Raw genomic sequence first — 19156 nt, forward strand, 5'->3', positions numbered from 1 at the left:
ACGACGACTCCTTATGAGGAATCATCTCCGCTGCGTATTGAGCCGTACCACTTCCTGAGGAGATGTGATTCAGGGGCCATGCCACTCAACACTCAATTGTGGAGGGGGCTTCTCCGGCCTACTGGCTGCCCAACTGCGCATATGGCGACTTCAACAACCATTGTATCCCAGCAGGCCGCGGACCTTGCAAGTTTCTTAGTAGCGGTAGTGGATCTCCACCCGCGCCGGATCGAACTTGTTCGACCCGTGGAGCGTCGCGCGCTGGACAACGACGCGCTCAGCAACCGCAGTGATGAGGGCGCGTCTCCACACGACGTCGTTCTCCTCGTAGGCGCGTCGAAGGTCGTCCGCCGTCGTGGGTAGCTGGCTGATGAACCGATCCCCGGTTGCCTCCATCACTTGGCGCTGGCCGTCGCGCACCACCGCTTGAAGGTGTGCCTGGGTCTGGAGGAACGTCTGACGGTCCATCAACTTCTGAACGTAGTAGTCATCGGCCAACTCCCGAAGGCTTCGCTCAGCGTCATCTATCGTCTTCTGCGCCAGCTCCAACGCGGCGTGCTGGTCGTTGGCTTCGGCCAATGCGGAGAGAACGGCCGATCCCGGTTCGGTCAGCCGCGCCATGATCTGCCGCGCGACGTGCTCGTCCAGCCACTCGGCCTTGATCCTGAGGAAGTGGCGTCCGTCCGTCCGTGCGCCGTGCCTGTTACCCGAGACACACGCGTAGGTGTCCTGGGTCGCCCACACTGGCCGTGGATCGCCTTGTCTCGTGTGCCACAGCAACTCGCCAGCCGCGTCCTTGGCCTGGACCCTCTGCCCCTTCACAATCAGCGGCCGTGGCCTGGAGTAGAGAGCTTCTCCGCAGTCGCCGCACCGCGCGAACCCCGACAGCAGCAACTTCCTCCCAAGGGTCGCGCCGTTGGTCTGGCGCTTGGGGTCCCTGAGAAGGCGCGTCAACCTGTCATGGGTGGCCCTGTCGATGATGGGGTCCCACTGTGAGCCGACCGCCACGACCTCGCCGTGGTGTGTACGTAGCCCCGCGATGTGGGCACTAAGGAGGAGCCTTCGAACGCCGAGGAGGTTCCACCGGTCGCCCTGACTGGGCTTTACGGCAGTGGGGTCGCCCGCTTGGAGCCTGTCGTTGAGTTCGGTCACGATGCTTCGGATGCTCGCGCCCAACAGCACCCGGTCGGCCATCCAACGGATGACCTCTGCCTCACGCTCGTTGATGACCTCACGCACGACGCGCCCGTCCTCTTTGATGAGGTCGTAGCCGAAGTGTCTGCGTCCGTTCCTCTTCCCTTTGCGCGCATCGCGCGCTGCCGCGATCTTCTGACGCTCACCCTTGAGCTGGGATTCGTTCCTCGCGACCGAAGACATGATCGAGACCTGGAACTGACCAGCGGCGGTCCCCAGATCCATGTCACCGCCGAGGACTGTAGAGAGCACGACACCCGCATCGGCACCGATCTTGGAGAACCTTGCTGTGTCCTCCAAAGAGCGCATGATTCGATCCACATGTCGCACGACCACGTACCTAACGCTGCCTTTCGCTACGAGCTCCAGCATGCGTTCGAATCCGGGCCGTCGCTTACCGCTATAGGCACTGATGTCGTTGTCCTCGCAGACCTCAACGACGTGCCACCCGCGGCGCTCAGCCATCTCTAGACACATTTCGCGCTGGCTCTTCACGCCGACACCTTCGCCCGTTGAGTCCTGTGAGAGGCGAACGTAGATCACGGCGTCTTGTGGCTGGTCCGTCTTCATGGTTGATACTATCAAACCAGGCAACTATTTCGGATCGCCTGGTCACCGCGGTGTGCTGTTCCTCGACGAGTCGCCGGATTTCGGAGTAAAGCTGGATGCGCTTCGCACCCCGCTCGAGAGCGGTGCCATCACTGTGAGTAGGGCGCGTCATACCACCACGTTCCCCGCCCGGTTCCAGTTGGTGATGGCGGCCAATCCATGTCCGTGCGGCATGCACGGCGTGGCGGGAATGGAGTGCAGATGTGATGCGCTGCGGGTGCGCAAGTACCAGGAGCGGATGAGCGGTCCCATCCTGGACAGGATCGATATCAAGCACCAGATGGCAGCGATCAACCGGGTGCTGTTGGAGGTGGACGGCGGCGTGGGGGAGTCCAGCGCCACAGTGCTCGAGCGCGTGGTGGAGGCCCGAGAACGCCAGCGGCGTCGCCTCCGCGGCACGCCGTGGGTTACCAACGGTGAGGTGCCCGGCTCCTACCTGCGCCAGCAGTTGAGCCTCCCGGCAGACCTCGGGGTCCTCAACACCGCTCTTCAGCGGGGTGCGATCAGCGCCCGCGGCGTGGACAAGGTGATCCGGCTGGCCTGGACGCTGGCGGATCTCGCGGGGAGGGACACGGTCAGTGGCAGGGAGCTGAGAGCGGCCCTGCACCTGCGCCAGGGCGACGAACGGAAGGGGGCGGCGTGACGACGACAGAGCGGCAGGCCCGCATGGGCCTCTGCGCCTTGGCTGCCATGGGCTCGCCGCCGCTCGTCCAGGCGGTGGGAGAGTTCGGCGCCGTGGAGGTGTGGCGCGGACTCGTGGCGCAGCCGGATGCAGGACCGTTGTCCCGACGGGCCGCCGTGGTGGACCTGGGGGAAGTGGCACGGGCAACCGAGGCTTGCGGGGCCCGGTTCATCACGCCGTCGGACGATGAGTGGCCGGGATCACTGCAGGATCTCGAGGGCGTGGCGGTCGGCGGTCAGACGGGGCCGCCACTGGGGTTGTGGGTGCGTGGAGACGCCCTGACATCCATGCCGGGTGGCGTCGCGGTAGTGGGGGCCAGGGCGTGCACCTCCTACGGTGAACAGGCGGCTGTCACGCTGGCGGCGGACCTCGCAGTGGGTGGGCGGATCGTCATCTCGGGGCTGGCGTTCGGGATCGACGCCGCGGCCCACCGGGGGACCCTCGGCGTGCGTGGGCGCACGATCGCGGTGGTGGCCAGCGGGCTGGATGATCCATACCCCACTGCCAATGCGCGGCTCGCGGAGGCGGCCTCGGCGAGCGGCGCGGTGGTCTCAGAACTGCCCCCCGCGTACCGGCCCACCCGGTACGCCTTCCTGGCGCGCAACCGTTTGATCGCGGCATTGGCGGAGGGTGTCGTGGTGGTCGAGGCCTCGAACCGGTCCGGGGCCAAGAACACAGCGTCCTGGGCCATGGCGCTGGGGCGCCACGTGATGGCTGTTCCAGGGCCCATCACGTCGTCCCTGTCGGCCACACCGAATCGGCTCATCCGGGATGGGGAAGCTGTGCTGGTGAGCTCGGCCCAGGAGGTGGAGGCGCTGCTCGCCCCCGTCGGCACGGTTCCGGAGCCGTCAGGCAGGGGCTCGGCGCGGCCGATCGACCATCTGGCGCCGGCTCTGCGGGAGCTGCGCGAGGCCGTCCGCTCGAGGGAGGAGGTGACGGCGGCCGAGTTGGCGGCGCGCACCGGTCAGACCATGGTGGACGCCCTGGCGAACGCGGCGGAGTTGGTGGAGTCGGGGTGGCTGGCCGAGGGGGATGGCGGCACCTTCCGGCTCCCTGGGCGCGCCGCCTAGCGTCCCACCGGTGCAGTCAGGGGCAGGGAGGCGTCGGTCTGCCGTGGGACGGCGTCCTCGGCATCCGGGCGGGTCGCTCCGGGGACCACGCGTGCCATGCCGGAGGCCCGCCGCAGGACGATCAGCACCGGACGCCCGAGGATGATCAGGGCCAGTGCAGTGGAGACGGCACGCCCTGTGTCCCAGCCGCCCGTGGAGGTGAGGAGGGTGAACCACCCGAATCTCGCAAGGTTGTCACCGACCGGTGCGCCGGGAAGGTAGTCCAGGCTGCCGGCGGTGCCGCCGTCGATGCCGGTGATGAACGGCCAGAACCACATGTTCATGAGCGCCCCGTAGGCGTAGGCGGAGATCACGCCCACCACGGTCAACATCAGGATTTCAGTTCTGCCGTGGACGCGCTTCGGCAGGAGACCCGCAGCCAGCCCCACCCAGGCAGCACACAACATCTGGAACGGCAGCCACGGGCCCACCCCAGCTGTGAGGAGCGCGGAGGCGAACATCGAGGTGAAGCCCAGAAGGTATCCGAATCCGGGTCCGAAGGCCCTCCCCGCCAGCAGCAGCAGGAAGAACACCGACTCCACCCCGGCGGTACCCACCCCGAGCGCCGGCCTGATCGCCGCGTTCATCGCCGAGAGGACCCCCAGGATCGCCAACGACTTCGCGTCGAGGCCCCCCTCGCTCATCTGCGCGATGACCAGGAGCAGCACCACGGGGAGGATCGCGGCGAACACGAACGGTGCGTCGCCAGAGTGCTGTGGGGCGACGCCGATCGCAGGGATCAACAACGGCCAGAACAGGGCGAAGAGCCCGAGAAGCGACGAGGTCAGGATCAGGGCCCATGTCCGCCATCCCAGGAGCACTCCGATGACGGGCGCGGGGATTCGCAGGGTGGAATCGTCACCTCGCATCGAGGTACTCCTGAACAGTCAGGACGGGTGTGGGGTTGGCCACCTTGGCCACCTGGGTGGCCAGGAGGGCCGAGCCTGCCAGCACGTCACGGGTGGACCCGTCGGAGACCACCTCGCCCTCCGCCATCACCACCACACGCGTGCACGTCTGGGCCACCATCTCCACGTCGTGGGTGGCGATGAGCACTGCGCGCCCCTCCTCCGCCATCGCTCCGACGATGCCGCTCAGAACCTCCTTGGCAGCGTAATCCAGGCCCCTGGTCGGCTCGTCGAGCAGGACCACGTGCGGATTGCCGGCGAGCTCCACGGCCAGGACGACGGCGAGCTTCTGCCCTTCCGACAGGTCGCGTGGGTGGGACGCAGCGTCGATCCCGGGCACAAGCCGGTTCAGGAGGCCGAGAGTGGTGCCCTGGGCGAGATCCGCGGCGGCGTCGCCGGCGGAGCACTCCTCCCGGACTGTGGTGAGGTAGAGCAGGTCGGTCGGCGTCTGAGGAACCAGTGCAACGGTGACACCCTCGGACCCCGTCACGCGACCTGCGTCGCGGCGCCCAGCGCCGTGCAGGGCCCACAGCAGGCTCGATTTGCCGCAGCCGTTGCGCCCCATGAGCGCGGTGACCTCGCCGGAGTGCAGAGTCAGATCCACTCCCGCCACAGCCACGAGGTCGGCGTAGCGCACCACGATTCCGCGACCGGCGAGCACCGGGCGCCCCGGGTCCGGCGGGGCGGGAAGCTCCGGGGGACGTTCGATCCACGCCCGCCGCTGTTCGGCGCCGGCCCTCCTGGCCTCCCGGATGGTCAGCGGCAGGGGAGTCCACCCCACCCGGACACCCAGCTGGACCAGCGGCGGCCGGATGGGGGCGGTGGCGAGCACCTCGCGGGTGGATCCGTGCCTGATGACGTCGCCGACGAGGAGGACGCTGTCCGAGAACTCGATGACCCGCTCCATGCGATGCTCTGCCATGACCACGGTGGTGCCGAGGTCCCGCACGAGTCTGCTGATGATCGCGAGCACCTCCTCGGCCGCGATGGGATCGAGCGCGGAGGTGGGTTCGTCCAGCACGAGGACCTTGGGGGAGCTGGCCAGGACGCTGCCGATCGCGACGCGCTGCTGCTGACCGCCGGAGAGGGTGCGCAGCGCGCGGTCGCGCAGGTCGGCGATGCCCAGCAGGTCCAGCGTCTCCTCGACACGCCGTCGCATGTCGGCTGGTGCGAAGCCGAGCTGTTCCATGGAATAGGCGACCTCGTCCTCGACGGTGTCGGTGACGAAGCCGGCCAGGGGATCCTGCCCCACGTAGCCCACCGTCGTGGCGAGTTCCCTGGGCTGGAGGAGGCTGGTGTCACGGCCGTCGATCCTGACGACGCCGGTGCGGACTCCTCCGGTGAAGCGGGGGACCAGGTTGTTGATGCAGCCCAGCAGCGTGGACTTGCCGCTGCCGGTTGGGCCGACCACGAGGCACAACTCGCCCTCGTCGATGCGGAAGGAGGCGTCGCGGAGCCGCAGGGCGTCGCTGGCGGCGTAGCGGAAGGAGACGTTGTCGAATCGGATCATGCCGGGGTCCTCAGGGCGACGGGCCGGGGCGCCGCGACCGCGGGCAGCGCGGCCAGCGCTAGGGCCGCGGCCAGAAGGGGGGTCAGTGTGGGCCATGACAGCGGGGCGATGGTGGGGTAGAGCACCGACTCGCCGCCAGTGCCGCCGACCCACCAGAGCGCACCGGCCGCCCCGACCCCGCAGGCCGCGACGAGGCTCTCCTGGCGCGTCCACCGGATGGGCCGGTACTGGGTCCGGTGCACGAGGGCTCCCGAGATGCGCATGGCTGCCACGGCGGATGCGAGGCCCGCCCCCAGCAGCGCCGTCGACACCAGCGGCAGCCCGAGCACAGTGTGGTCAGGGGAGCGGGCCAGGAAGCGGAATGACCAGAGGGCCAGCAGCACCATGGCCAGCGACCCGAGGCCGAAGGAGAGCCGCCGATCCTGCCGTGACGCGACCCCGGTGCGCCCGAAGCCGCGCACGTCCATCGACGCGGCGAGGGAGAGGGATCGCTCAAGGGCATCGGAGAGCACCGGCACGATGATGGTCTCGACGGCTCGGAGTTTCCCCCGCCGTGACCGGGACCTTGGGCCGCGGCGGAGCTTGCGGGCCCGGAGGACGCGCTGCAGGGACTCGCCCAGCTGTGGGAGGGCGCTCACCGCGACGACCATCACCGTGCCCAGTTCGTAGAACGCGCCGGGCAGGCTGGCGAGCAGTTTCTTCGGATTGGCCAGAGCGTGGGCCGCCCCGATGCACACGATGATGGCGGCCAGCCTCAAGCCGTCGTAGAGCCCCGCGAGCAGCGACTCCAAGGACACCGGGCCCAACAACCGGATCCCCTGCACCCAGGACGGCAGTGGCACCACGGGCAGGGTGAACAGGACGGTGGGGCCGTCGCCGCCGCCGAAGAAGATCCGGAAGACAACCCGGAGCGCGACGATGAACGCAGCCAGCCACAGGTACAGCGAGAAGGACGCCGCCCACGGGCTGGACCCCCTGGTCGACAGCGTCACGAGGCACACCGCGGCGATGATGCCCGCCAGGAGGAGGGGGTTGGTCGTCATCGACGCGGCCGCCGCAAGCGCCAGCGCGTAGCCCCACCAGGCGAACGGGTGGAGCTGACGCGGAAGCGCGCGAAGTTGCATCACTGTCCGCGGCGACGCCACCACACCACGCCGCCGATGACGGCGAGCGCCACCACGGCGCCGGCGCCCAGGAGCGTGCCGGTCGGCACGCCGGAGCCGGGCTGATCCTCATCCGAGACGTCCTCAGCCGCCTCGGGTGTGGCCGTGGCATCGGAGGCCACGGCCTCGGAGGCGGTGGGCTCGGCGGACCCGGATGCCCCGGCGTCGGCCGACTCCTCCAACGGGTCGACCAGCGGGGCCTCCTGCGGCTCGTTGTAGTCCTCGAGCAGTCGCCAGCCGATGACCTGGCCCGCCTCAGGCGCCATCTCCGCGATTCCCACCTGCGAGAATTCCCACTCGCCGAGGTCACCGTCGGCGGGGGTGGCGGTCCACAGGCTCCACCACTGGGGATCCTTGCTGGTGACGCCGTCGATGGTGGTCACGTAGGACCCCTGATCCGCGGCGAGGCCGGTGGTGACCATGGCCTCGGTGCCGGTGGCGAACTCCGTGGCGCAGGCTCCGGTGACGACGTCGTCGTGCTCGACGTGGACCCACACGTTTCCGGCCTCCACGCATTCGATGGCGGCCGGGTCGGCGGCTGCAGGCTGCGCGATGGCGGCTAGCCCGAGTGCGACAAGGGCGGCGACGGGGAGCGCCACGCGGCGCACGGTGATGGGGGGCATGTGGACCTCTATCCATTGGTCCGTCGGCCAAAGGTTCTCCGCTGGTCGCGACGGAAGTTCTATCCTTCTGCGTTGGTCAGCGGTCCGACTCCCCTGGTAGTGGGATCACGGTTGCGCGACAGTTCCGGGATCGCACCGGATTCGACTGCCAACGGCGACACACTACCTCACCGGTAGGCTGGCCGAATCCCCTACTTCAAGGAGTACGCATGCTGCCCGACGCCGTGGTCTTCGACATGGATGGGACCCTGACCGACACTGAGGCCACCTGGGATGTCGTGCGACGCGGGCTCGCCGCGGAAGCCGGGCTCCCGTGGCCCGACGGTGCCACTCAGGCGATGATGGGTATGAGCACGGGCGAATGGAGCGCCTTCCTCGTTGACACGGTCGGCCTGCCCATGACGCCGGAGGAGGCTGCGCGGAGCACGGTGGAGGCCATGGCGGCCCACTACCGCTCCGGCATCACCCTGCTGCCCGGGGCGGTGGACGCCGTTCGGCGCATGGCGGTGCGGTACCCGGTGGCGATCGCCAGTTCCTCGCCCAGGCTCCTCATCGACACGGCCGTTGAGGTCATGGGGTTGCGGGAGGTCCTGGCGGCCACCGTGTCCACCGAGGAGGTTGAGCGCGGTAAGCCCGCGCCAGACGGATACCTCCGCGCCTGTGAGTTGGTGGGGGCCGATCCGCGCAACACCATCGCAGTGGAGGACGCGCCCAACGGCCTGCTCTCGGCGTTGGCCGCCGGGATGGTGGTGGTGGCGGTTCCCCCGCACTTCCACCCGCCGTCGGCAGAACTCCTCGCCCGGACGACCGTCATCGACACCCTCGACGACCTTACCCACGAGCTCGTCGGCCGCCTCAGCCCAGCCTCCAGGTGACCTGACGGCCCAAGGTGCCGCTGAGACCTGCCGCGGCGCCGGGGCGGCTCGAGGCCGTCAGCTGCGCCTGCATGGCGGAGATCCTGTCCCGGATACCGAGCCGCTGTGCTGCCAGAGCATTGGTGGGCTCGTCGATGAACTTCGTCATGGCCGCCACAGCCGCGGAGTGGTGGGCGGCATCGGTTGCGCACTGGGACTCCAGGCGGTCCCGGTACCAGTCCGACGCCAGCACCTCGTCCCGGTCGAACAGGCGACGGAAGTGCGCGTCGTGGAGGGTCATGCCGTCGGACATGCCGGTGGCCATGATCTCCAGGAGGGCCTTCACGGGAGGCACGGCCAGTCCGATGGTGCCGTCGTCGAGGTAGGACTGGGCCACTCGCTTGTGTGTGGTCACGATCGTGCGCACCGACGCCACGTAGGCCTCCACGTCCTGCAGTTCGGGCTGCAGCATGTTCTCCGAGAACACCACGTGGGGATGCATGAAGATCCGGCCGAAGTACTTCGACTGGAACTTCGACGTCATGCGGTAGCCGAGCCGGCTCGCCTCGATGAGCTCCCCGTCGTGCTCGAAATCCGGGACCCGCTCGAGGGCGCCCTCCGCGATCAGCGAGGCCGCGTCGCGCTCGTTCGGCGTCATGCGGGAGAACACTTCCGGGACCAGCAGCGAGATGTCGTGGTCCACCCGTACGTTGGGCCCGATCACGCCGGCGCTCGAGAGCCAGCCGTCGTACCCGGTGAGCGCGAAGGACAGGAAGGCTGCGTTGAGATCGATCACCGAGGGCAACGCATTGAACGGCCCCTTCGTCATCGCCCCTTCGGAGCCGGCACCGGTGGTCGACGGCGACTTGCCCGTCATCGAGGAGATGAACTCCATGAGCAACTCGGGCAGTTCCATGTAGTGCAGCGGGGCGTAGGAGCACAGCGGTGGCACCCCGTCCTCGGCCGCGTTGTTCCGCCGCCCGGCGGCCACGACGTCCACCGGCAGCCTCAGCGGCGCCTGCATGGGAAGCCGGCGGTTGAGCCGCGACACCATCTCCGCCATGGCCGTCTGGCGGGGGTGGGAGACGTCGGTGCGGACCTGGAGGTACCGGGGATTCTTCGAGCGTGCACCGTTGATGACGCGCGGGTGGGCCGATGAGACGAAGTAGCCGGGTATGTCCCGGCCCCCCTTCGCCACGCGCCGGATCAGCTTCTGGATGGGCTTCGAGAAGCTGGAGAACGCGATGGCGTCGTCGACCAGTTCCCGAGCATCGTCGGTGGTCATCGGCTCGAAGTTGCTGAGGAAGGCGCCGCCGGCGATGTCGTGCTCCGCCTGCTTGTCGTACCCGCGGTGGATGGCGTCGTCCGGGCGTTGGAAGAGCAACTGCTCGCAGTTGGTGACGTACTTGCGCGACAGGCCGTCGACGCGTCCGGCCACGACTCCGGGCACCACGATGCTGGCGGTGATGTCGTCCTCCGTCTGGACCTTCGCCGCCGGATGGAAATCGTGGCGGAGACCGAACAGCCGCCACGAACCGTCGGGCGCGAAACCGACGCGCAGCATGTTGACGGTGATCTTGTCCCCGTCGAGGCGGAGCGCGTGGCCGGCGCGCCCGTTGATCCGCCCCACCGAGAAGTGAGACGCCCACTCGTTGCCCCATTCCGGCCGGTAGAAGCGCTTGACGACGAACACCAGTTCCTTGATGTGGTGGGGGATGGCATCGACCCAGGCGTTGTACTCCTCCGTGTAGTCCGGGCTGGGGGTGAGAAGCTTGATCACGCTGCCCACGGACCGGGCGTCGGACAGGAGGGGGCGCAGGTCTCCCACCGACGGGTCGCGGAAGCGGCGCGAGAAGTCATGGTCCACGATGGCGCCCACCTGGGCCATGTCGTCGACGAAGTCGGAGATGTAGGCGTTGCCGAACACGAAGGCGTCGGTGATGGACTTGGAGATCTCGGACTTGCCGCCGCCCGAGACGGTGGCCGGCTTGTGGCACGACGTCGCGACTGGGGAGGTCCCCAGCAGGGTCCACTGATCCCCGTCCGCTTCGATGTGGGCCAGCTCCACCACGTAGCCGTCCGGGCTGACGTAGTAGGTCTCTGCGCGCAACGCGATGGTGTGCGGGTCGCCGTCCACCACCCAGGAAATGGTGCTGTCACGCAGGGAGAACGTGGACAGTTCCGGCACGAGCACGATGTGGCGCTGCTCGAGGTCCAGCGCGTGCCCCTCCGGCTGCAGTGCGAAGCGCCCGGGGTCCCTGGCGATGACGTCTGCCAGGCGGTAGGCCGGGTCGCCGTATGTGTGGGTGTAGGTCTGACCGAGGTTGTAGCGCGGGAAGGTGATCGCGCCCCCGGAGTGCTCCTCCTCCACGAGCCCCAGAAGGTTGGCCGAGTAGCTGATCTGGGCCTTGACCTCCTTCTTGCAGTACCCGAAGTAGTTGTCGGCGATCACGGTCACGATGACGCCGCGCTCATCCCGCGCGCACGCCTTGAACGCCGATCCGTTGTTGTAGCGCTCATTCTCGTCGCGCCAACACATGCCGTCGCGGCGCTGGCGTTCCGAGGCGTCATCGTGGTGGGGGAGACCGAGCTCCTTCTTCGTGAGCCGCGTCAGGTGGGGGGCGAGGACCACCAGCCCGGTGTGCCCGGTCCACCCCTCGGGGTCCAGGGAGGCGTCGTTCTCGGGGAGGTACGGGTCGCCGCCGTTGCCGAAGATCCCCTCGACGAAGTCCAGGTTCGCCATGAGGGTGGCAGGGGCGATGAACCGGGTCTCCATGCGACGCTCCCGCGTGTAGCCGGGGACCGCCGGTACGACGATGGGGCGGAGCAGCAGCGAGGCCCAGCACTTCGGGCGTTCGGCGTGCCCGGAGGTGTAGGGCAGCACCATGGCGTCCTCCGGCGGCAGGAACGCCTGCTCCAGCAGCCGACCGAACACAGCACGGGGGACGGCGACCTTGTCGTCCTGGATGGGCAGCCCACCCTCCGCGATGTGGAACACCCCCTGGGTGGTGCGCCGGTCGTTGGCCGGGTTGTGCAGCACGCCGTTGACCAGGCGGAAGCTCGTGAGGAGCTCGGACGAGAAGGTGTCGCCGTCGACGGGAAGCGACATCTCGCGCGCCAGCCCGGGCTGGTCGAGTACCAGGGTCTGGCGAGGCAGGCACGGCCGGGCGCCGGTGCCCTCGAGGTAGCTGTCGAGGAAACTCTGGATGCGCGTGTCCACGGCGGGCAGCCTGTGCGCGAGGCGTCGGTTCAGCTCACGCTGCCTGGCCAGGATGGGGCGCACCAGATCCACCGCGCGCCCCGCTGCGCCCTCGGAGGGCAGCGGCAGCCCGAGCAGACCGAGGCGAAGGTTGATAGCTGCTGTGTCCGCGAAAGTGGCCATGATTCACTATGGACGCAGCCCTCCGCGGCGCAAAGCGGGGGTGCCACCTAGCGGAACGTTCCAGCCGTTTAGGATGCGGCCGCCCGGTGGACGTTGTCGACCGCCGCGACCACCCTGTCGTTGAGCGGTGCCAGGTGCGCGAAATCCTTCGGCGGCTCGCCCCGGTAGAGGGGGCGCACGCAGGTCAGCTCCTCGTACAGGTCCTCCTTGGTGAAGGTGGCGCGCCGCGCGAGCATGCGCAGGCCTCCGCGGGACTCGCGCAGGTCGTGCAGCCGCCCGCGCCACCCCGGATTGGACAGTGGCGCGTCGTCGGTGTCCATGGCGTCGATCAGGGCCTCGAGCGCCTCGATGAGCTCACTCAATGGGGCCTGCACCGTCTCGGTGCTGAACGGCGACAGGATGACGGGGCCGTCGTCGTCGCCGGCGTCTCGTCGGAGCAGCTTGTCGAGAAAGCCCATCATGACCATCCTTTCGTCGTCGATCCCCCCACGGTAGCGCGCGGCCCACGTGGGGGTTGAGCGGATCAGCCGAAGCGGGTCTCGCTCTCCGCGTTGGGGACCTGCCCCAGTGCGTCCCCGGTCAACTCTGCGGCCGTGGGGTGGTGGGTCACTGCGCCGACGTCGGGGTCCAGGACGGTATGCCCCGGGCTGGGATCCGGGTGGAGGATGTCCTGGCTGGGGTACACCTCCGGGTCGTAGACCTCGTCGTCGCGTTCGGTGTGCGTCATCGCAACTCCTTCCCTGGTCGCCGACGCTACTCCCAACGTCTGCGGCGCGGGGACGTTTCCGCCCACCGGCCGGGGGGGAGTGTCACACTGGAGTCAAGGACAGGGCGACGACGCCCGACGGCTCGGCGCCCGCTCCTGCTCTCGTCATGAGGAGGATGGAATGAACGAGCAGCAGTACTCGAAGATGGGTGGCGCGCCGGGGTTCGTGGCTGCGCTGGATCAGAGCGGTGGGAGCACCCCCAGGACGCTCCAGCGCTATGGCATCGACCAGTGGGCCGACGATGCGGAGATGTTCGACCGTGTCCACGAGATGAGGGCCCGCATCATGACCAGTCCGAGCTTCGACGGGGAGCGGATCCTCGCCACGATCCTGTTCCAGAAGACGATGGACAGGGACGTCGACGGCCGCCCCACGCCGGACTACCTGTGGGCGGTCAAGGGCATCGTCCCGATCCTGAAGGTGGACCGCGGGCTGGAAGCCGAGGTCGACGGGGCGCAGTTGATGAAGGAGATCGACGGACTGGACGAACTCCTGGCGGACGCAGCCGGCAAGGGAATCTTCGGGACCAAGATGCGTTCGGTCATCACGGCTCCCGGGGCGGGCGCCGAAGCGGCAGTCGCGCAGCAGCTGTATCTGGGGCGGCGAATCCTGGCGGCAGGGCTCGTCCCGATCCTGGAGCCTGAGGTGGACATCACGTCGGCCCACAAGGAGGAGGCGGAGCGGCACGTCCACGATCTCCTCGGCGCCGGCCTGGACGACCTTCCGGAGGGGGACCGGGTGATGTTGAAGCTGACGCTGCCCGAGCACGACGGTCTCTACACCGACCTGGTCGCCCATCCCCGGGTGCTGCGGGTGTTCGCGCTCTCCGGCGGTTATTCCCGCGCGGAGGCCACCGAGAGGCTGTCGCGGCAGCCGGGCGTGGTGGCGAGTTTCGCACGGGCGCTCATGGAAGGGCTGAGGGTGGACCAGAACGACGACGAGTTCAATGAGACGCTGGAGCGGTCCATCGACGAGATCTACACCGCCTCGATGGCCTGAAGCTGGTGGGGCCCCGGGGAGTTCTGAGCCGACTCCTCAGGCGTTTCCGGCGTCCCTGGGCTCCTGCCGACTGGGTGTAGGCGCGTGACTGGGTTACAGTTGCCGGCATTGTCTGCCGAACCTGACCGCGGAGGAGTCACCTGATGGAGCAGGTCGTCACGCGTCCGTCCGTCGCGATCGTCGGCCGCGGCCGCCTCGGTAGTGCACTCGCCGGAGCGCTGGCTTCGGTGGGCTGGCCGATTGACGAGCCGTACGGCCGTGGTGCGGACCCTCGCCATGCTGACGTCGTGGTGCTGTGCGTGCCTGACCGCGAGATCGAGGTGGCCGCTGCCGCCCTCACCCGTCGCGACGGTCTCCTGGTGGGCCACTGTTCCGGTGCCGTCACGCTGGACGCGCTCGTCCCCCACGAGGCGTTCGGTCTGCACCCGCTGATGACCGTGCCCCGCGGTGTGGCCCCGCGGTTCGGCGGCGCCACAGCCGCGGTCGCGGGCACCACCCCACGCGCTCTGGGCACGGCGATCCTGCTGGCCGAATCCCTGGACATGGTCCCGGTCGAGGTCCGCGACGTCGACCGCGCGGCCTACCATGCGGCCGCATCGGTGGCCTCCAACTTCCTCGTGGTCCTGGAGGATCTTGCCGAACGAGTCGCCGCCTCGGCAGGAGTGTCCCGAGAACGGCTGGTGCCCCTGGTCCGTGCAGCCGTGGACAACTGGGCGGAGATGGGCGCGGATGCACTCACAGGACCGGTCGCCCGCGGTGATCGGGAGACCGTGGCCAGGCAACGAGCTGCCATCGCCGAGAGGTGCGGCACAGACCTGGGGCTGTTCGACGCACTGGTGGCCGCGACACACCGACTCTCCGAGAGGGGGACCTCATCATGAGGACGGTGCGCACTGTGGGCGGGCTCCGTGAGGCGCTGGCGGGGGAGTCTGGGCGCGTCGGGTTCGTCCCCACGATGGGCGCCCTCCACGACGGACACCTGACCCTGATGCGGGCAGCCCGAGCCCAGTGCGACGTCGTCGTGGCATCGGCCTTCGTCAACCCCACCCAGTTCAATGACGTGCGTGACCTGGACGCCTACCCGCGTGACGAGGCCCGCGACGCCGCGCTGGCGTCCGGCGCGGGCGTCGATCTCCTCTTTCTCCCCGACGTCGACGAGATGTACCCACCCGGTTTCGCCACGACTGTGACCGTCGGCGGCGTCAGCGAGCCGTTCGAGGGAGCGCGACGCGGCCCGGCGCACTTCGCGGGTGTGGCGACCGTCGTCGCGAAGCTCCTCATCGCCGTCGCCCCGGACGTGGCCTACTTCGGTCAGAAGGATGCGCAACAGGTCGCCGTCGTGAAGCGCCTCGTCACGGACCTGGGACTTCCGGTTCGAATCGAGGTGTGCCCCACCGTGCGCGAGCCCGACGGCCTGGCCATGTCCAGCCGCAACACGAGGCTGAGCGCGGGGGATCGCTCGCGTGCGCTGGCGCTGTCGGCGGGGCTGCGGGCCGCGGCCGCGGCGGCGGCTGAGGGCGCGGGGGCCCGGGCCGCCGAGGACCAGGGGCGCGCGGAGATGCTGGACCTGGGCGTCGAGCCCGAGTATTTCGCCCTCGTGGACCCCGACACCTTCGCGCTCGCCAGCGACCTCACCCGCACGAGCCTCGCCGTCGTCGCCGCGCATGTGGGCGAGGTAAGACTGATCGACAACCTGCCCATCCAGCCCGTGACCGCCCCCCAGGAGGCCCACTGATGTTGCGCACCATGCTGAAGTCCAAGATTCACCGTGCCACGGTGACAGACGCCGATCTGCATTACGTCGGATCGATCACCATCGATGCGGACCTGCTCGAGGCTGCCGACATCGTCGAGCACGAGCAGGTCAGCGTCGTCAACGTCGACAACGGGGCCCGTTTCGAGACCTACACCATCGCCGGAGAGCGCGGCACGGGGCAGATGAAGGTCAACGGGGCGGCCGCGCGGCTCGTGCACCGCGGAGACACGATCATCGTCATTTCCTACGCCCAGTACGATCGCGCCGAAATGGCCGCCTACGAGCCGGTCGTGGTCCACGTGCAGAAGGGCAGCAACGCCATCATCGACATCGACGCAGAGGTCGCGACTCTGCTCACCAACGGCCGCTGAGGCTGGCGATGTCGGCCCGCCCCGGCCCTTCGACCGGCCCGACGGTGACTGCCCGGGTGACGCCCGCAGGTCTGTCCGAGTTGAAACGCGCCCATCGGAGGATCGTGATGGTGACGGCCTACGACTATCCCGGTGGGCAGGCGGCGGAAGCCGCCGGCGTCGACGTCGTGCTGGTGGGTGACTCCGGCGCGATGACGGTCCTGGGATACCCGGACACCAACGAGGTCAGCGTCGACGAGATGCTGATGCTCGCGTCGGCGGTGCGGCGGGGGCTCCACACCCCCCTGCTCGTGGGAGATCTGCCCTTCGGCTCCTATGAGGCCAGCGACGCCCTGGCGGTGGCGACGGCGCGACGCTTCGCCGATGAGGCAGGATGCGACGCCGTCAAGCTCGAGGGCGGGGGACCGGAGTCGGTGGCGCGCGTCCGGGCCATCGTCGCGGCCGGAATCCCCGTGATGGGGCACGTCGGGCTCACGCCGCAGACTGCCGCCGGCCTGGGTGGGTTCAAGGCCCAGGGCCGAACCGCCGAATCGGCGCGGCGGATTGCCGGTGAATCCGTGGCGTTGCAGGAGGCCGGGTGTTTCGCGATCGTCTTCGAGGCCATCCCGGCGGCGCTGACGGAGGCGATCACGCCGCTGATGGACGTGGTCACCATCGGGATCGGGGCAGGTCCCGCGACCGACGGACAGGTCCTGGTGTTTCACGACCTCCTCGGGCTCACGTCGGGCGGTTCCGCACGTTTCGTCAAGCGCTACGCGGATCTCGGCACGCAGACGGTCGATGGGCTGCGTCGCTTCGCCGAGGAGGTCCGCGATGGCACCTACCCGGGTCCCGAACACTGTTACGGCATCAGCGGCGCCGAGCTGGAGCGGTTCCACGCCTCCCGGTGACCCGGGGAACTGACGTGTGACGGGCGACTGCTCAGATCACGCGGACGGAGAGGACGCCCTCGATCTCCGCGATCTGGTCCGCCAGCGTGTCTGGCACCGTGCCCTCGACGTCGATCACCGTGTAGGCCAACTCGCCACGTGACTTGTTCAACAGGTCGGCGATGTTGAGCCCCGCGTCGGCCAGCACCGTCGAGATGCGTCCGACCATGTTGGGTACGTTCGCGTTCGCGATGACCACGCGCCGCGTCGACGGCGAGCTGGCGAGGACGGCATCGGGGAAGTTGACCGAGTTGGTGATGTCGCCGTTCTCGAGGAAGGCGCGAAGCTGCGCGGCCGCCATCACCGCGCAGTTGTCCTCGGCCTCGCCCGTGGATGCCCCGAGGTGGGGTGTGGCGACGACCGCGGGGTGGCTGGTGAGCAGCGGGGAGGGGAAGTCGCAGACGTAGCCGCGCAGCTTGTGCCGGTCGAGGGCGTCGACGACGGCCTCCTCGTCGACGATCGCGGCACGGGAGAAGTTGAGCAGCAGCGCCTTCGGCTTCATGAGGGCCAGGCGGTCGGCGTTGAGCAGACCGCGAGTCCCGGCCACCAGCGGGATGTGCAGCGACACGGCGTCGGAGCGTTTCAGCACGTCCTCGATCGTGGTGGCCTGCTCGACGGTGGCGGAGAGCTTCCAGGCGTGGCCGACGGTGATCTGGGGGTCGTAGCCCATGACGCGCATGCCCAGCGCCGCCGCCGCGTTGGCCACCTGGACGCCGATGGCGCCCAGCCCGATCACGCCGAGCACCCGTCCGGGGAGCTCGAAGCCGACGAAGGCCTTCTTGCCCTTCTCGACCGCCTCCTCGATCTCCTCGGCCGAGCCCTCGAGGGAGCGGCTGAACTCCACCGCCTGCACGATGTTTCGGGCACCCACCAACAAGCCGGCCAGGACGAGCTCCTTGACCGCGTTCGCGTTCGCGCCCGGGGTGTTGAAGACGGGGATGCCCCGGGCACTCAGGGCCGCAACGGGAACATTGTTGGTCCCGGCGCCTGCCCGGGCGACCGCGAGCACGGATGCCGGGATCTCCCTGGTGTGCAGCGAGGCGGAACGGAGGAGGAGCGCGTCCGGCTCGGACAGGTCGGACGCCACGACGTAGGACTCTGTTGGAAGCTGCGCCAGCCCGTGGGCGCTGATGGCGTTGAGGGTCTGGACCCGGTAGACCACGATCAGGCGTTCCGGCGCTCGTAGTCCGCCATGAAGCTGATCAGAGCATCGACGCCCTCCATCGGCATGGCGTTGTAGATGGACGCCCGCATGCCGCCGACACTGCGGTGACCGGCAAGGTTGGTGAGCCCGATCTCGGCCGCCTCGGCCACGAATGCCTTGTCCCCCTCGGGTTTCGAGGTGACGAACGGGACGTTCATCCAGGAGCGGGAGTCCACGGCCACGGGGTTGGAGTAGAACTCAGACGCGTCGATGAAGGAGTACAGCTTCGCCGCCTTGGCCGAGTTCCGCGCGGCCATGGCCTCCAGTCCGCCGAGGGACTGCACCCACTCGAGGATGAGGCCCAGCAGGTAGACGCTGAAGGTGGGCGGGGTGTTGAGCATCGAGTCGCTGGCAGCCATCTGCGCGTAGTCGAAGATGGACGGGGTGGCGGGGCGGGCATGGCCGACGAGGTCGTCGCGGACGATGACGACGCACAGCCCGGCGGGGCCCATGTTCTTCTGCGCGCCGGCGAAGATGAGGCCGAACCTCTCGACGTCGATCGGACGCGAGAGGATCGTGGAGCTCAGATCCGCGACGAGCGGGACGGCTCCGGCATCCGGCACATAGGAGTACTCGACGCCCCCGATCGTCTCGTTGGGCGTGTAGTAGAGGTACGCCGCGTCAGGGTTGACGTCGTAGGTACCGGCGGCGGGCGTGGTGGTGTAGTTCGACGCGGCTTCGTCGGCGAGGACGTCGACGACAAGTCCCTGCCGCTTCGCCTCGGAGATGGCCTTCTTCGTCCACTGCCCAGTGTGGAGGACGTTGATCAGGTCACCGGGGGCGGTCAGGTTCATCGGGATGCCGGCGAACTGCCCCATCGCCCCACCCTGCAGGAAGAGGACGCGATAGTTGTCCGGGACGCCCATCACCTCACGCATACGGGCTTCCGCGGCGGCCGCGCAGGCGACGAAGTCCTTGCCGCGGTGGCTGACCTCCAGCACCGACATGCCGGAGCCGAGCCAGTCGGTGAACTCGGATTTGGCCCGCTCGAGGACGGCGAGCGGGAGCATGGCAGGACCGGCGGAGAAGTTGTAGACGCGCACGGCCCCAGTCTGGCAGCGTCCGTCGACGGCGACGCACCGGGTCCACCGATATC

At 68.8% G+C, this 19156-nt stretch carries 18 protein-coding genes; 8 read left to right on the forward strand and 10 right to left on the reverse strand.

Annotated features, from left to right (window positions below; genetic code table 11):
- Nucleotides 1-195: 195 nt before the first annotated feature.
- Nucleotides 196-1764, reverse strand: coding sequence for a recombinase family protein (locus ACX1D0_RS02535; protein ID WP_459019340.1), 1569 nt, complete (start codon nucleotides 1762-1764; stop codon nucleotides 196-198).
- Between ACX1D0_RS02535 and ACX1D0_RS02540 the strand changes: the two genes are divergently transcribed.
- On the forward strand, nucleotides 1763-2446 hold the full coding sequence (locus ACX1D0_RS02540) for an ATP-binding protein (RefSeq protein WP_459019341.1): 684 nt from the start codon (nucleotides 1763-1765) through the stop codon (nucleotides 2444-2446). The genes ACX1D0_RS02535 and ACX1D0_RS02540 overlap by 2 nt on opposite strands.
- Complete coding sequence (gene dprA / locus ACX1D0_RS02545; RefSeq protein WP_459019342.1) at nucleotides 2443-3555, forward strand: DNA-processing protein DprA; 1113 nt, start codon at nucleotides 2443-2445, stop codon at nucleotides 3553-3555. Before ACX1D0_RS02540 ends, dprA begins: the two co-directional genes overlap by 4 nt.
- Here dprA and ACX1D0_RS02550 read toward each other — a convergent pair.
- Genes ACX1D0_RS02550 through ACX1D0_RS02565 form a run of 4 tightly spaced genes read right to left on the reverse strand, consistent with a single transcriptional unit; the run spans nucleotide 3552 to nucleotide 7798 of the window.
- Nucleotides 3552-4463 carry an ECF transporter S component gene (locus tag ACX1D0_RS02550; protein WP_459019343.1) on the reverse strand — a complete coding sequence of 304 codons (912 nt, stop codon included), beginning with the start codon at nucleotides 4461-4463 and terminating at the stop codon, nucleotides 3552-3554. The two genes, dprA and ACX1D0_RS02550, sit on opposite strands and share 4 nt — an antisense overlap.
- Nucleotides 4453-6012: an ABC transporter ATP-binding protein gene (locus tag ACX1D0_RS02555; protein WP_459019344.1), complete on the reverse strand. Its 1560-nt coding sequence runs from the start codon at nucleotides 6010-6012 to the stop codon at nucleotides 4453-4455. The genes ACX1D0_RS02550 and ACX1D0_RS02555 overlap by 11 nt, the downstream gene beginning before the upstream one ends.
- Nucleotides 6009-7136: an energy-coupling factor transporter transmembrane component T gene (locus tag ACX1D0_RS02560; RefSeq protein WP_459020367.1), complete on the reverse strand. Its 1128-nt coding sequence runs from the start codon at nucleotides 7134-7136 to the stop codon at nucleotides 6009-6011. Before ACX1D0_RS02560 ends, ACX1D0_RS02555 begins: the two co-directional genes overlap by 4 nt.
- Nucleotides 7136-7798, reverse strand: coding sequence for a hypothetical protein (locus tag ACX1D0_RS02565; protein ID WP_459019345.1), 663 nt, complete (start codon nucleotides 7796-7798; stop codon nucleotides 7136-7138). Before ACX1D0_RS02565 ends, ACX1D0_RS02560 begins: the two co-directional genes overlap by 1 nt.
- A gap of 209 nt (nucleotides 7799-8007) precedes the next feature.
- Between ACX1D0_RS02565 and ACX1D0_RS02570 the strand changes: the two genes are divergently transcribed.
- A complete protein-coding gene (locus ACX1D0_RS02570; RefSeq protein ID WP_459019346.1) occupies nucleotides 8008-8673 on the forward strand; it encodes an HAD family hydrolase in 666 nt (221 codons plus the stop codon).
- Here ACX1D0_RS02570 and ACX1D0_RS02575 read toward each other — a convergent pair.
- The 3 genes from ACX1D0_RS02575 to ACX1D0_RS02585 form a co-directional block, all read right to left on the reverse strand.
- Nucleotides 8654-12034 carry a PPi-type phosphoenolpyruvate carboxykinase family protein gene (locus ACX1D0_RS02575; protein ID WP_459019347.1) on the reverse strand — a complete coding sequence of 1127 codons (3381 nt, stop codon included), beginning with the start codon at nucleotides 12032-12034 and terminating at the stop codon, nucleotides 8654-8656. The genes ACX1D0_RS02570 and ACX1D0_RS02575 overlap by 20 nt on opposite strands.
- A 68-nt stretch (nucleotides 12035-12102) precedes the next feature.
- Nucleotides 12103-12495 carry a hypothetical protein gene (locus ACX1D0_RS02580; protein ID WP_459019348.1) on the reverse strand — a complete coding sequence of 131 codons (393 nt, stop codon included), beginning with the start codon at nucleotides 12493-12495 and terminating at the stop codon, nucleotides 12103-12105.
- 62 nt (nucleotides 12496-12557) lie between these two features.
- Nucleotides 12558-12761 carry a hypothetical protein gene (locus tag ACX1D0_RS02585; RefSeq protein WP_459019349.1) on the reverse strand — a complete coding sequence of 68 codons (204 nt, stop codon included), beginning with the start codon at nucleotides 12759-12761 and terminating at the stop codon, nucleotides 12558-12560.
- Between the two features lie 160 nt (nucleotides 12762-12921).
- Here ACX1D0_RS02585 and ACX1D0_RS02590 point away from each other — a divergent pair, with 160 nt between their 5' ends.
- The 5 genes from ACX1D0_RS02590 to panB all read left to right on the forward strand — a co-directional run bounded on the left by ACX1D0_RS02590 (nucleotide 12922) and on the right by panB (nucleotide 16817).
- Complete coding sequence (locus tag ACX1D0_RS02590) at nucleotides 12922-13800, forward strand: fructose bisphosphate aldolase (RefSeq protein WP_459019350.1); 879 nt, start codon at nucleotides 12922-12924, stop codon at nucleotides 13798-13800.
- Between the two features lie 143 nt (nucleotides 13801-13943).
- A complete protein-coding gene (locus ACX1D0_RS02595) occupies nucleotides 13944-14681 on the forward strand; it encodes a DUF2520 domain-containing protein (RefSeq protein WP_459019351.1) in 738 nt (245 codons plus the stop codon).
- Nucleotides 14678-15535, forward strand: coding sequence for a pantoate--beta-alanine ligase (panC, locus tag ACX1D0_RS02600; RefSeq protein WP_459019352.1), 858 nt, complete (start codon nucleotides 14678-14680; stop codon nucleotides 15533-15535). The genes ACX1D0_RS02595 and panC overlap by 4 nt, the downstream gene beginning before the upstream one ends.
- On the forward strand, nucleotides 15535-15927 hold the full coding sequence (gene panD / locus ACX1D0_RS02605) for an aspartate 1-decarboxylase (protein ID WP_459019353.1): 393 nt from the start codon (nucleotides 15535-15537) through the stop codon (nucleotides 15925-15927). The genes panC and panD overlap by 1 nt, the downstream gene beginning before the upstream one ends.
- 8 nt (nucleotides 15928-15935) lie before the next feature.
- Nucleotides 15936-16817 carry a 3-methyl-2-oxobutanoate hydroxymethyltransferase gene (gene panB / locus ACX1D0_RS02610; RefSeq protein ID WP_459019354.1) on the forward strand — a complete coding sequence of 294 codons (882 nt, stop codon included), beginning with the start codon at nucleotides 15936-15938 and terminating at the stop codon, nucleotides 16815-16817.
- Nucleotides 16818-16848: 31 nt separating this feature from the next.
- Here the strand turns inward: panB and ACX1D0_RS02615 are convergent, their stop codons facing one another.
- Together ACX1D0_RS02615 and serC are read right to left on the reverse strand one after the other, a co-directional pair.
- Entirely contained in the window at nucleotides 16849-18018 is a 1170-nt protein-coding gene (locus ACX1D0_RS02615) for a phosphoglycerate dehydrogenase (RefSeq protein WP_459019355.1), read from the reverse strand.
- 2 nt (nucleotides 18019-18020) lie between these two features.
- Entirely contained in the window at nucleotides 18021-19103 is a 1083-nt protein-coding gene (serC, locus tag ACX1D0_RS02620) for a 3-phosphoserine/phosphohydroxythreonine transaminase (RefSeq protein ID WP_459019356.1), read from the reverse strand.
- Between the last annotated feature and the right edge of the window lie 53 nt (nucleotides 19104-19156).

Source organism: Tessaracoccus pujii, assembly GCF_054483895.1.